Genomic DNA, 12,949 nt, shown 5'->3' on the forward strand with positions numbered 1-12,949 from the left:
TCTTGGGGAAGCATGTCTGATGATGCTGGCTGGATACTTTTTATCCAAGCACCAAGGGGCTGATTGGCTATTTTTTACCCAACTGGAAATTCTCCACCGGCCAAGGAGATGAATATGTGGCATGGTGGCTGCATTTTCAGGAGTGAAACAGACAAGGAACAATAATTGCTTGTGCAACATAATAATGGTTTCATAGAGACGAGCAGACTCTCCATGCCGACAAAGATTTCTCCCCTGGATAAGGCGTCATGAAAAAAAAGACAAAAATAGTTACCTCCCCATTTGCCTATGCCTCCCCCTGGATTCTGGCCACTGCCATAGGCATGCTCATTGCCATTGTTTTTTTCTTCGCGGCCAATAACCTGCAGCGGGAAAAACGGATCATGACTGAAAGTCTTTTCAATAAAGGACAAGCCATAATCCGTTTTATCGGCGCAGGCACCAGGGCCTCGATGATGATGGGCACCCCCAACGCCCAACAATTTCAGCATCTGATCGAACAGGCTGCGGGCGAATCGAGTATTCTCTATATCGCCGTGGCCAACAGTGCCGGTAAGATCGTGGCGCACAGCACCCCCGATCTGGTGGACACCGACCTCGACCATCCCCTGCTCACTGATACCCAACTTGCCCCCATCGGCAAATACCAGATCATCAGCGACCAGGGAACGAAGCAGAAGGTCTTTGAAGTTGTCGCGCCATTCAAACCGTTCATGCGCGGACGCGGGTATTTTTTCAAGAGACACATGCAGGCCATGCAGCAGGCAGGACAACCGGACAGCCATGTCAGGGAAAACATGGAAAACCCGGCGGCCTGCCAATCTTTTTCAGGCAAAGACACCTGGCTGCCCGGGGAAAACCTCTCTATTGTTGTCGGCCTCGATATGACGGAACAGGATAAGATTATCCAGCAGGACCGGTACCACATGATATACATGTCCATCGCCATGCTGCTGGTGGCGATTGGCGGCTGGATCGCCTTGCTCACCGCGCAAAGCTACCGGTCATCCCAAAAAACCCTCATGAATATGCGGGCCTTTACCGACTTGCTTATTTCCCGTTTGCCCGTGGGCATCATCGCCACCAATGCCGAAGGACATATCCAGACCTTCAACAGCACCGCGGCAAAATTCACCGGCAAAACCCCGGAACAGGCCATTGGCCATCTTCAGACCGCAGTCTTGCCGCACATCCCGCAAGTTATCGCCCAGGACGAGGAGGTCCTCGACAGAGAGATCCTTCTGCCCCCGGATTCTCCCGCGCCCAACCACCTGCATATCAGCTCCGTGCCCATCACCGATGGGCAAAGCAATACCATCGGCAGGGTCACGCTCATGTACGATGTCACGGAGATCAAAAAACTCGAATCCCAGGTCCGGCGGCATGACCGCCTTGTCGCCCTGGGCAAGATGGCCGCCGGCGTTGCCCATGAGGTGAGAAACCCGCTGAGTTCCATTAAGGGTTTCGCCACCCTGCTTGGCTCCCGTTTTCCCGCTCAAAGTGAGGAGGGGGAGGCTGCCAGATTGTTGATCAACGAGGTGGAACGGCTCAACCGCAGCATCACCGAACTGCTCACTTACGCCCGCCCTCTCCCGCTGACCATCGCCGAAGTGGAGATCGAACCGTTTATCGCGGCATCCCTCAAGCTTATCCAGAGTGACGCCAAGGAACTGGGCGTTACCGTGCACCAGGAGATAGCCCTGGCACGCAAACAAGTGCGCCTGGACAAGGACCGCCTCAATCAGGTGCTGCTGAACCTCTATCTCAACAGCCTGCAGGCCATGGAGCACGGCGGGGAATTACGAGTGGCGGTGCGGGAGGGAGCCCGGCCAGACACCATTGAGATAAGCGTGCGGGACACGGGCTGCGGAATAGCGGCGGATAATCTGGAACGGGTCATGGATCCGTATTTCACGACCAAACCGGAGGGTACCGGCCTGGGATTGGCCATGGTCTACAAAATTATCGACGAACACGGGGGCACGATCAGAATCGCGAGCACAGAAGGGGACGGCACTACGGTGACCATTGTCCTGCCGGGGTAAGCGGTCACCAGGGGAAAAAAACGTGGCGCAATCCCTGAATTGTAAACGCGCAGCAGCGCCGCTTCGCTGCTGCCGCAGATGCGCGGAAGAGGCCCGCAACGAGTGCGAGCGCACATGAGCAGGCCGATGACAGCTAAGCGAGCACAGCGAGACTGCGAAGCAGATGCAGTGCTGCTTCGCGTTTACAGATGAATCACTCTTTTTCGCGCCGGATGCGAGCCCCGGCCGCAGAGAGTTTGCCAACCAGGTTGTCATAGCCCCGATCCAGATGATAGACCCGGGAAATATGTGTTTCCCCCTCGGCAGCAAGGGCCGCGATCACCAGAGAAGCGCTGGCCCGCAGATCCGTGGCCATCACCGGCGCCCCGCTCAACCGGCCTGTGCCGGTGACGATGGCGCTGTGACCATCCACCTTGATGTCCGCTCCCATGCGGTGCAGTTCGGCCACATGCATAAAACGGTTCTCGAAGATAGTCTCGGCAATCACGCTCAGGCCATCGCTCAAGGTCATCAACGCCATGATCTGGGCCTGGAGATCGGTTGGGAATCCGGGATAGGGCATGGTCTTGATATCCACGCTCCTAAGGGGCCCCTTACGGGCGACATGAATACGGTCCTGATCCTCCTGAACCGACAACCCAGCGGCCCGTAATTTTTCCAACAAGGCCGGCAGATGCTGCGGGTTGCACTGCGTCACCGTGGCCTCGCCACCAACCGCGCCGACGGCGATAAGATAGGTTCCGGCCTCGATGCGGTCGGGGATGACCTCCATCTCGGCGCCGTGCAATTTCTTCACCCCCTCCACCACCAGGGTGTCGGAATCCTTGCCCTTGATCCGCGCCCCCATGGCAATGAGCAGATCGACAAGGTTCCCGATCTCCGGCTCACGGGCTGCGTTCTTGATCACGGTGACGCCCTCGGCCAGGGTCGCGGCCATGAGGATATTCTCCGTCCCGGTGACCGAAGGGATATCGAAACAGACGGTGCCTCCCTGCAATCTGCCCACCGCCTTGGCCTCGACATACCCCTGGCTCAATTCATATTGGGAACCGAGTTTTTCCAAGCCCTGGAGATGAAAATTGATGGGCCGGGCGCCGATGGCGCAGCCTCCGGGCAGGGAAACCCGGGCCGTACCCATCCTGGCCAAAAGAGGTCCCAAAACCAACACCGAGGCTCGCATGGTCTTGACCAGCTCATAGGAGGCCTCGCAACTGGTGATGGTGCCCGCATCCAGTACCAGCACCGTCCCGTCTTTCTGCCACTTGACCCCGAAAGATTCGAGCAGGGTAAGAAAGGTCCGGACATCCCGAAGATCCGGCACATTGCGCAAGATGATCGGTTCAGCGCTCAGCAGACAGGCGGCCATCAGCGGCAGGGCCGCATTTTTGGCGCCGCTCACCGCAATTTCACCATGCAGGGGATATCCACCTTCAATAACTATCTTGTCCATAAAGTTCTCTCTTATTAAAAAAATCGCGGAAAAAATGCGGCGTTACGGCTCAGCAGCGACGGGCCTGGAAAATACGCGGCAAACCAGCCAGATCAGGATGGACCTGCAACCTATCATATTCGGGAAAGGAAGAAAAGATTTTCAGCACCGCCTCCTGCTGATCCGCACCGATCTCCATGGAAAACAAGCCGCCGGACAGCATTACGCGGTGCACTTGCGCCGCCAACGCCCGGATATCGGAGAGACCGTCAGCCCCTCCATTCAGGGCACGATGGGGCTCGAAATCCCGCACCTCCGGCTCCAGAGTGTCCAATACCGATGCGGCTATGTAAGGTGGATTGGAGACAACCAGGGCAAACCTTCTTTCCTGCTTGATGGCGGTCAACCAGTCGCTGTTTACTAAAAAAATTCTCGACTGTACCTGATGCCGAACGCTATTTTCCCTGGCAACTTTCAGGGCGGCCAGAGAAAGATCAACCCCAAACACCAGACGTTCCGGGAGTTCGCGGGCCAGAACAACGGTGATCGCGCCACTGCCGACGCCCAGATCCAGCACCGGGCCCGGCGGCAGGCCCTCCTGGCGCGCGGTGGCAAAAATTTTTCCCAAAAGCTCCTCGGTCTCGGGACGGGGAATGAGAACCTGGCGAGAAACCGCAAAGGGCAACGACCAGAATTCCTGCTCACCAATGATGTAGGCCAATGGTTCCCTCAAGAGACGCCGGGAAAGAAGGGTATTAAAAAAGGCTAGGTACTGCGGAGAGATTTCTTGCGCCAACGCAAGGAAAAACTGGGTTCGGGAATAACTCAAGACATGCCCCAGCAAAAGCGCTGCTTCGACTTCCGGCTCTGCTACGCCGGTATCGGCGAGGCGCTGGACGCTCTCAAGATATACCTGTTTGAGAATCATGGGCGGATTTTTCGAGCCGGTGAAAAGCGGGAGACTGGGTCCACGGAGCACATTTTATTGCATGATCTGCAAGGCTTCTGTTTGAAAATGGACAATGAGGGGGTCGATGAGGTCGTCAAGCTTTCCCGTGAGGATTTCATCAAGCTGGTACAGGGTGAGATTGATCCGGTGATCGCTGACCCTGCCCTGCGGGAAATTATAGGTTCGAATGCGTTCACTCCGGTCGCCGCTGCCCACCTGGCTCTTGCGGTCCGCAGACATCTTCTCGTCCTGTTCGCGCTGCATCTTGTCGAGAAGCCGGGCACGGAGAACCTGCAGGGCCTTGGCCTTGTTTTTGTGCTGGGATTTTTCATCCTGACAGGTCACCACCAGCCCGGTGGGCAGATGGGTGACCCGCACCGCCGAATCGGTGGTATTGACGCTCTGCCCGCCGGAACCGGTGGAACGGTAGACATCGAACCGCAGGTCATTGGGGCTGATATCAAGCTCAACCTCTTCCGCCTCGGGCATAACCGCCACGGTAACGGCGGAGGTATGAATCCGTCCCTGGGTTTCGGTCTCGGGAACACGCTGGACACGATGGGCCCCGGATTCATACTTTAATTTGCTGTAGACATGCTCGCCGCTGATCAAGGCGATGATTTCCTTGAACCCCCCGATCCCGGTGGGGTTACTGGTCATCACCTCAACCTTCCACCCCTGTTGCTCGGCATACCTGCTGTACATCCTGAACAGGTCGCTGACAAACAGCGCCGCCTCGTCCCCACCGGTGCCGGCCCTGATCTCAAGAAGGGTGTTTTTATCGTCATTGGGATCCTTGGGGAGTAGGGCAACCCGAAGCGCCTTGATCAATTCTTCCTGGCTGATTTCCAGCTCTGCAAGGTCAGCCCGGACAAGCTCGCGGAGCTCGCCGTCGTCTTCTTCCTGAAGCAGAAGACGATTTTCCGCGATCTCCTTATTTACCTTCTTGTAGTTGTTGTACAGATCATCAAGTTTTGCCAAATGTGCATGCTCTTTGGCCACCCGGCGAAATTCGGCTTGATCACTTGCCAACTGCGGCTCTGAAAGTCTGGCCTCAAGAGCCAGCTTGCGTTCTGCAACATTTTCAAGTTGGGCAAACATGATCATCTCGTCAAAAAAGGAACGCCCCTGAGCCATCTCCCCTTACAGGGATGGTCCAAAGGCGTTATCAAGACCCACAAAACGTTGTTCTTATTCGGCTGCTTGCTGCTTGCCATATTTCTTATTGAACTTCTCAATCCGGCCCGCAGAGTCAATCAGCTTTTGCTTGCCGGTGAAAAACGGATGGCAGGCTGAACAGATTTCCACTTTTATTGCAGAAAGAACCGAACCAAGTTCAACTGCATTGCCACAGGCACAGACGGCATCGATTTTATGATATTCGGGATGTACACCTTCTTTCATGGACAGAACCCTCCAATAAATTAACAAAAATCCATTATACACGGCCCTGACGGGCTCATTTTTCGACCAAACGAGTAAAAAACAGTGGACTATATCTTTATATTCTTTTTTTTGCAAGCCTGAATTGCGGAACAGCCAAAATCAACCGCCTTTCATGGACTCAAAAAATTCGGCGTTGGAGCGGGTTCCCTTCATCTTATCCCGGAAAAACTCCATGGCATCGATGGGGTTCATGGAACCCAGGAGTTTGCGCAAAATCCAAACCTTGTTCAACTCTTCCGCCGTAAGCAAGAGCTCTTCCTTCCGGGTTCCGGATTTGGCCATATCGATGGCAGGAAATATTCTCCGGTCCGCGATCTTCCGGTCGAGGACAAGCTCCATGTTGCCGGTGCCCTTGAACTCCTCGAAAATAACTTCATCCATCCGGCTACCGGTTTCGATCAGGGCCGAGGCAAGAATGGTCAGACTGCCCCCCTCTTCAATATTCCGCGCCGCACCAAAAAACCGCTTCGGGCGATGCAGGGCGTTAGAATCAACACCGCCGGAAAGAATCTTACCGCTGGGCGGCACCACCGTGTTGTAAGCCCGGGCCAGACGGGTAATGCTGTCCAGCAGGATAACCACATCCTTCTTGTGCTCCACCAGACGGCGGGCCTTGTCGAGGACCATCTCGGCCACCTGGATATGCCGCTGGGGTGGCTCATCGAAGGTGGAACTGATCACCTCGGCATCGACACCCCTTGCCATGTCGGTGACTTCCTCAGGCCGTTCGTCGATGAGCAGAACAATGAGGATGATCTCTTTGTGGTTTTTGGTAATGCTGTTGGCGATATCCTTGATCAACACGGTCTTGCCGGTTCTGGGCGGGGCGACAATCAGGCCGCGCTGGCCCTTGCCAATGGGCGACATGATGTCCATGATTCGCATGGAGTAATTGTCCGACTCCCGTTCAAGATGTATGCGCTCCTGGGGATGCAACGGGGTAAGGTTGGAAAACAGAGTTTTGTCCCGGGCCTTTTCCGGCGGATCAAAGTTGACACTATCCACCTTGAGCAGGGCAAAATAGCGCTCACCTTCCTTGGGAGTACGGACCGGACCCTCAATGGTATCACCGGTGCGAAGATTAAGCCGCCGGATTTGGGAAGGGGAAACATAGATGTCATCAGGCCCAGGCAGATAATTGTAATACGGCGCCCGCAGAAAACCGAACCCATCGGGCAGCACCTCAAGCACGCCGCTGCCCCAGTTCTCGCCGTTTTTTTCGGACTGCCCGCCAGCGGCCTGCAGGATGGCGAAAATCAGCTCCTGCTTGCGCATGGCGCTGTATTCTTCAATCCGGTAATCCTTGGCGAGCTTGGTCAGCTCGGTGATTTTCATCAATTTAAGTTCAGATAAGTTCATACAATCCCTTTCTCCATCTCCCGTATACTGCTCTGATATAATGTAGAGTTTGAACCGCGACGGCCCCAGGCAATCTTAAAAAAAGAATTCAAATCAGACATGATGAGAAAACGGGAACAGCAGGATGTTCACGCCCGCCCCATCACAACAGAAAAAATCTGAAATGAAAAATCTTGAAATGTTTCCGCAGAATTACGATAATATCAGGAAAACGGCCACGATCTAGCGGACGGAAATGCCTGGCGTTTTTTGACGATGCGGAAATTTTACAGAGAGCAATATGTGAATGTGAAATTGAACAGGTTGTTTTTCGAGAATTTGAATTAGGAGGCTGATATATATTCTCGGATTATTTTGGTCTTATGTAATTTAAGGAAGGAATATGCACATGATTTTCTCGTATGCGATGCGCAATACTATTGGCTAATCTCCTCAGTGTCAACATTTTTTTCGAAAATTTAGCCCCACCACAAAAAAACCAGTAATTATTTTTTTACTCACTTTTCCTTGCCATATTCTGATACTATTTGTATATTGTCAAGTTTTCTGCCCCGGTCATATAGAGGACCGGTATTTGCCCGCAACAGAAAGAAAACTTTGAAACCAGGAGAGGTTAGCCCGTGCCTGCCGATATAAAAGCCAGATTACTCGAAGCCGGAAAAGATGAGGGATGCGTAACCCTCAGCTTCCTGAACGACCTGATTCCGGAAGGAAAAGACGCTGATGCCATTGACGGTATTTTCGATTTTCTCAATGAGAATAATATCGAAATAGTCAGCCAGGAGAAATCCGGCAAGAAAAAAACCCTCGATGGCAAGAGCTGGGAAGGTAGCGGGGATGGCCAGCACGAAGAGCCCCCCCTTGACGATGACGACGACAAGCTCATGGACGCCGCCGCCCTTGTTTCCAAGGAGGATAGCCCGGAACCGGAAGAAACAACCACCACCTACCTCCGGGAGATGGGGAAGTTCGAACTGCTCACCCCGCAGGAAGAAGAGAAATACAGCAAAACCATCCGCGAGGGATTTGACGGGATAATCCGTTCGGTTCGCCAGGATCAGCATGGGACCGAGGAGCTGATCCAACTTGTTGAACGCATTGACCTGTGGGAAAAACGTGACCCGACCCTGAAGCCTAAAAAGCAGCATCTCAACTTCATGATGCGCGCGATTGTCAAGGCTTGCGAGATGCATCCTACCAACAAAAAACTCCAGGAAATGCATTGCAAGCTGGAGATGTTCCACCGCTCCATCGAGATTGCCAAGGATGCCATGATCAAGGCCAATCTCCGCCTGGTGGTCAGTATCGCCAAGCGCTACATGCACCAGGGTCTCACCCTGGCCGACCTCATCCAGGAAGGCAATCTCGGCCTGATGCGGGCCGTGTTCCGTTTTGACTACACCAAGGGCAACAAATTCAGCACCTATGCCAGCTGGTGGATCAGACAGGCGATCACCAGGGCCATCCTGGACAAAACCAGAACCATCCGGCTGCCGGTGCATTTCCTGGAGCTCAGGAGTCAATTCTTCAAGGCGTTTTACTCGCTCCTCAAGGAGCTGGGCCGCGAGCCGACCCCCATTGAAATTTCCGAGAAAACCGGGTTGCCGATGGACAAGATCCTCGCCATCCTGGAGGCCTCCCGGGAACCCATCTCTCTGGAAACCCCGGTGGGCGATGACGACTCCACCCTGGGAGATTTCCTGGAAAACCAGGAATCGGTTTCGCCTTACGAGGCTGTGCAGAACCAGCAACTCTCCGATCGGGTTACCAGCATCCTCAATACCCTGAGCACCCGGGAAGAAAAGATCATCCGGTTGCGCTTCGGCATTGGCGAAGACGCGGAATACACCCTGGAAGAGATCGGCAAGCGGTTCAACGTGTCGCGGGAACGCATCCGGCAGATCGAGAAAAAAGCGCTCAATCGGTTGCGGCATTCAAGTAGACGGGAAAAACTCAAACATTTTCTCGACTGAGAATACCGGTTTCATTTTTCACTTGGCGACTGCGACAACACGCCGAACAATGAGACCAGCCAACGTTTGCTGAATTTTTTCCAGCCGGAAGGCCGCAGACAAGACACATGCTGCCCCAGACAGACCGCAACCCGCTCCTGCCGACGCTCCTGGCCTTTGCCGCGGGAACAATGACCGCAGGAGCCGACTGGCTGCCGACCGTCACTTCTCTCTGGCTGCCGACCGCCCTGATCGCAGCTTTGGCAGCCCTCATCCTGCTCCGATGGCCACAGGCACAAGCCTGGCTCCTGGCCCTGCTGCTCCCCCTGTTCTTTCTCTGCGGCTTGCTGTACACAGAATCGTTTCTCTCACCTAAATTCCCCCCCCATCATCTCACGCGCCTTATCCCGGAGAAGCAGGATGCCAGCCTGACTGGGAAATTGATCCAAAAACCTGTTTTCAAGAATGAAAAAACCTATCTCATTCTCGAAACGGACAGCATCCTGCTCCCTTCGGCCCAAGCCCCCCTTGCAACAACAGGCCGCATTACACTCACGATCAACGCCCCGCTGCTCCAAGGGCTCGTGCCCGGCCAGGATTATTTGGTGCGCGCCCGGCTTTCCCTGCCGGAAAAGCTGGCAACCCCTGGCGCCTTTGATTATGCCGGATATCTTGCCGCCGAAGAAATCATGGTCAAAGGCTGGGTTGCCACCCCCATTTTCATCCAGCCCATCTCCCCCCTGGCCGCCAGCCGCCTTCCCCTGCCGGCCCCCTATTTTCTTGAGAGATGCCGGCAGCAATTCGAGGCCTTTCTTTATGCGAACCTTGCCCCGGCCACCGCCGGGCTGTACCAGGCGCTCCTCATTGGCGACAGCAGCGGCCTTTCATCTGAGATCGCGGAGATGTACCGGGCAACCGGCATCATGCACATCCTGGCCATTTCAGGGAGCCATCTCGTTGTCGTGGCTTTCCTGACCACGGTTTTCTTCCGTTTTCTGGTCAACCGCTTCCCTTGGCTGCTGCTCCGCTTGCCCGCAAACAAGATCGCCTTGGCTCTCTCGTTTCCCGTGCTCTTTCTCTACACCGGCTTTGCCGGTTTTCAGCCCCCGGTGGCGCGATCCCTGATCATGACCACCGTTTTCATCACTGCCATTCTCCTGGATCGCCAGTGGTCAAGCCTGAACAACCTTGCCATTGCCGCTTTCTGCATCCTCCTGCTCAACCCGCTCAGCATCCACACCGCCTCCTTCCAGCTCTCCTTTGCAGCCACCGCGGCAATAGTACTCGCCATGCCCCGCCTCGCTGCCTGGCACCCCCAGAAGGACAACCGCTCTCCCTGGCAAACCCTGCGCTACCTCCTCATTTCAGGGCTATTCATCTCCTGCGCCGCTTTTCTCGCCACCGCCCCGCTCTCCCTGCTCCACTTCAACAGACTTTCCCCGCTGGGCCCCATCACCACCCTGCTGGTCACACCTTTTCTCTGCTTCTGGACACTGCCCTTGGGCCTGATGGCCATTCTCACCCAGCCGTTTGTCCCCACGCTCGCGGTATTTCTTTTAAAAACAGGTGCCCTTGGCATCCAGATTTCCAACGCCTTGACCGCCTTTCTTGCCGGATTGCCATTCTCCTCCCTCTGGCTCCCCACGCCGGCCATGCCCCTGTTGATCCTTTCCTATGCGCTCCTTCTCCTGATTTTCCATAGCAGGCGTACGCTTCCCATTCTGGCCATGCTTGCCTGTTTTTCCCTACTACTTTCCGGCTATCCGTCGCTGCCGAAGTGGCATAACAACTCGACCCAGATCTCTTTTTTGGCCGTGGGAAGCGGTAGCGCCACGGTCGTGGAACAACCCGACCACCGCGTCATCCTCATCGACGGCGGCGGCCCACCCACCGGACTTTTCAATGTAGGGGAACGGGTAATCGCACCATTTTTATGGCACCGACAGATCAGAAGGGTGGAACAGATTATCCTCACTCATAGCCATGCCGATCATTTTAACGGCCTACCCTGGGTCATCAAAAGATTTCAGCCAAAGATTCTCTGGCTCAGCGAAACCAGCGGCCAGGAACCAGGCTTTGCCGCTTTTCTACATGGAGCGGAACAGAGTGGTTGCCAGGTGCGGATTGCCAGAGCGGGGGAAGTGCTTGCCACCGGGAGCAATGGCTTTGCCATCACCTGCCTGGCAAATCTGGCCCTTGTCGAAGGCAAAGACCAGATGGCGAGCAAGAAAGCAATGCCAGACAACCCGAACAACAGGGGGCTCGTCCTGCGCCTGGACAACGGCGGCAACACCTTTCTTTTTCCTGGGGATATCGAAAAGGACTACGAAGAATACATCTTAGCAAAGGAAAACCTGCTCAAGGCCGATGTTCTCCTGATGCCCCACCATGGCCTTGGCTCCTCTGGCAGCCCCCGGTTCATGGAGGCCGTTACGCCACGTTACTGCGTGGTGTCAACGGGCAAAAAAGAACCATTTCCCCCAGCGCAGTATCGGGACTCCAGGGCCGACATCTTTTCCACGGCCCGGCATGGCAGTATCTTTTTCCTTTCTGACGGCAAAACCATAACCGCCCAGCCGTACCGAACCACCAATGGTTCGCCGGAACCCTTGTGAGCCGACGAGCAGCAATCTGCCTTTAGGCATCGGTGAAATCCGTGGGGGGCTTTTTGAGAAACTGGACAAACTTGCTCTTGTCAATGCAGTTTATGTAGGCGTCATCTCCGGAAATCCAGCCTTTTTTGATCAACTCCATGATCGCGTCATCCAGGGTCTGCATCCCGAATTTTTTCCCGGTCTGCATTGCAGAGGGGATCTGATAGGTCTTGCCCTCGCGAATCAGGTTCCGCACCGCCGGGGTGCAGATCAGTATCTCCAGCGCGGCGCAGCGCCCCTTGATGTCCACCCGCTTGAACAGGGTCTGGGAAACCACGGCCTTCAAGGCATCGGCCAGGGTGGAACGGACCTGGGCCTGCTGGCTGGAGGGGAAAATTTCGATGATCCTGTCCACGGTCTTGTTGGCGTTCAGGGTGTGCAGGGTGCCGAAGACCAGATGGCCGGTCATGGCCGCTTCCATGGCCAGGGCAATGGTTTCCAGATCGCGCATTTCACCGACCATGATGATGTCCGGGTCTTCACGGAGTGCGCCGCGCAGGGCTGCGGAAAAAGACTGGGTGTGCAGCCCCACCTCCCGATGATTGACGATGCAGTTCTGGCTCTTGTGCACGAACTCGATGGGATCTTCGATGGTCAGGATATGGTCTTTCCGGAGCTTGTTGGCTTGATCGACAATGGCGGCCAGGGTGGTCGACTTGCCGCTGCCGGTGGGGCCGGTGACCAGAACCATTCCCTTGGGCAGGGTGGCGAGCTGCGAAACAACCTGGGGCAGACCCAACTGATCGCAGCCCAGGATATTGCTGGGAATCTCACGGAACACTGCGCCGATCCCGTATTTCTGCATGAATAAGTTGCCGCGGTAACGGGCAAGCCCGGCAATCTCATAACCGAAATCCACATCGCCGGTCTCCTCGAAAACCTTGACCTTTTCCTCGGAAACAATCTCATAGAGCATGGCCTTGAGCTCATCGTTGCCAAGCACCTTGTACTTGACCCGCTCCATCTCGCCCCGGATACGGAGGATAGGCTGCTGCCCGGAAACCATATGCAGGTCCGAAGCGCCCTGTTCGTTCATCAGTTTAAAAAAAGCATCGATCTGAGCCATGCAAAAAACTCCTGTAATCAGCCGGTTGAAGGTCTCTTGGAGGGATAAG

At 55.2% G+C, this 12,949-nt stretch carries 9 protein-coding genes; 3 read left to right on the top strand and 6 right to left on the bottom strand.

What is annotated here, in order from left to right; all coding sequences use genetic code 11:
* Nucleotides 1–248 precede the first annotated feature (248 nt).
* Nucleotides 249–2,045, top strand: a complete 1,797-nt coding sequence (locus tag ACZ46D_RS05560; RefSeq protein WP_464929047.1) for an ATP-binding protein — start codon at nt 249–251, stop codon at nt 2,043–2,045.
* Nucleotides 2,046–2,238: 193 nt separating this feature from the next.
* Here the strand turns inward: ACZ46D_RS05560 and murA are convergent, their stop codons facing one another.
* From murA to rho, 5 genes are all read right to left on the bottom strand, one after another.
* Nucleotides 2,239–3,495, bottom strand: a complete 1,257-nt coding sequence (murA, locus tag ACZ46D_RS05565) for a UDP-N-acetylglucosamine 1-carboxyvinyltransferase (protein ID WP_464929048.1) — start codon at nt 3,493–3,495, stop codon at nt 2,239–2,241.
* A gap of 49 nt (nt 3,496–3,544) precedes the next feature.
* Complete coding sequence (gene prmC / locus ACZ46D_RS05570) at nt 3,545–4,402, bottom strand: peptide chain release factor N(5)-glutamine methyltransferase (RefSeq protein ID WP_464929049.1); 858 nt, start codon at nt 4,400–4,402, stop codon at nt 3,545–3,547.
* 54 nt (nt 4,403–4,456) lie between these two features.
* Nucleotides 4,457–5,524 (bottom strand): peptide chain release factor 1, encoded by a 1,068-nt coding sequence (prfA, locus tag ACZ46D_RS05575; RefSeq protein ID WP_464929255.1) that lies wholly within the window; start codon nt 5,522–5,524, stop codon nt 4,457–4,459.
* Between the two features lie 90 nt (nt 5,525–5,614).
* Nucleotides 5,615–5,827: a 50S ribosomal protein L31 gene (gene rpmE, locus ACZ46D_RS05580; RefSeq protein ID WP_464929050.1), complete on the bottom strand. Its 213-nt coding sequence runs from the start codon at nt 5,825–5,827 to the stop codon at nt 5,615–5,617.
* A 141-nt stretch (nt 5,828–5,968) separates the two neighbouring features.
* Complete coding sequence (gene rho, locus ACZ46D_RS05585; RefSeq protein ID WP_464929051.1) at nt 5,969–7,228, bottom strand: transcription termination factor Rho; 1,260 nt, start codon at nt 7,226–7,228, stop codon at nt 5,969–5,971.
* Nucleotides 7,229–7,848: 620 nt separating this feature from the next.
* On the opposite strand from rho, the gene ACZ46D_RS05590 reads away from it, so the two are divergent.
* Together ACZ46D_RS05590 and ACZ46D_RS05595 are read left to right on the top strand one after the other, a co-directional pair.
* A complete protein-coding gene (locus ACZ46D_RS05590; protein ID WP_464929052.1) occupies nt 7,849–9,201 on the top strand; it encodes a sigma-70 family RNA polymerase sigma factor in 1,353 nt (450 codons plus the stop codon).
* A 107-nt stretch (nt 9,202–9,308) separates the two neighbouring features.
* Entirely contained in the window at nt 9,309–11,795 is a 2,487-nt protein-coding gene (locus ACZ46D_RS05595) for a DNA internalization-related competence protein ComEC/Rec2 (protein ID WP_464929053.1), read from the top strand.
* Nucleotides 11,796–11,817: 22 nt separating this feature from the next.
* Here the strand turns inward: ACZ46D_RS05595 and ACZ46D_RS05600 are convergent, their stop codons facing one another.
* Complete coding sequence (locus tag ACZ46D_RS05600) at nt 11,818–12,900, bottom strand: type IV pilus twitching motility protein PilT (RefSeq protein ID WP_464929054.1); 1,083 nt, start codon at nt 12,898–12,900, stop codon at nt 11,818–11,820.
* Nucleotides 12,901–12,949 lie beyond the last annotated feature (49 nt).

The sequence above is a fragment of the Thiovibrio sp. Mzg5 genome (assembly GCF_055379285.1).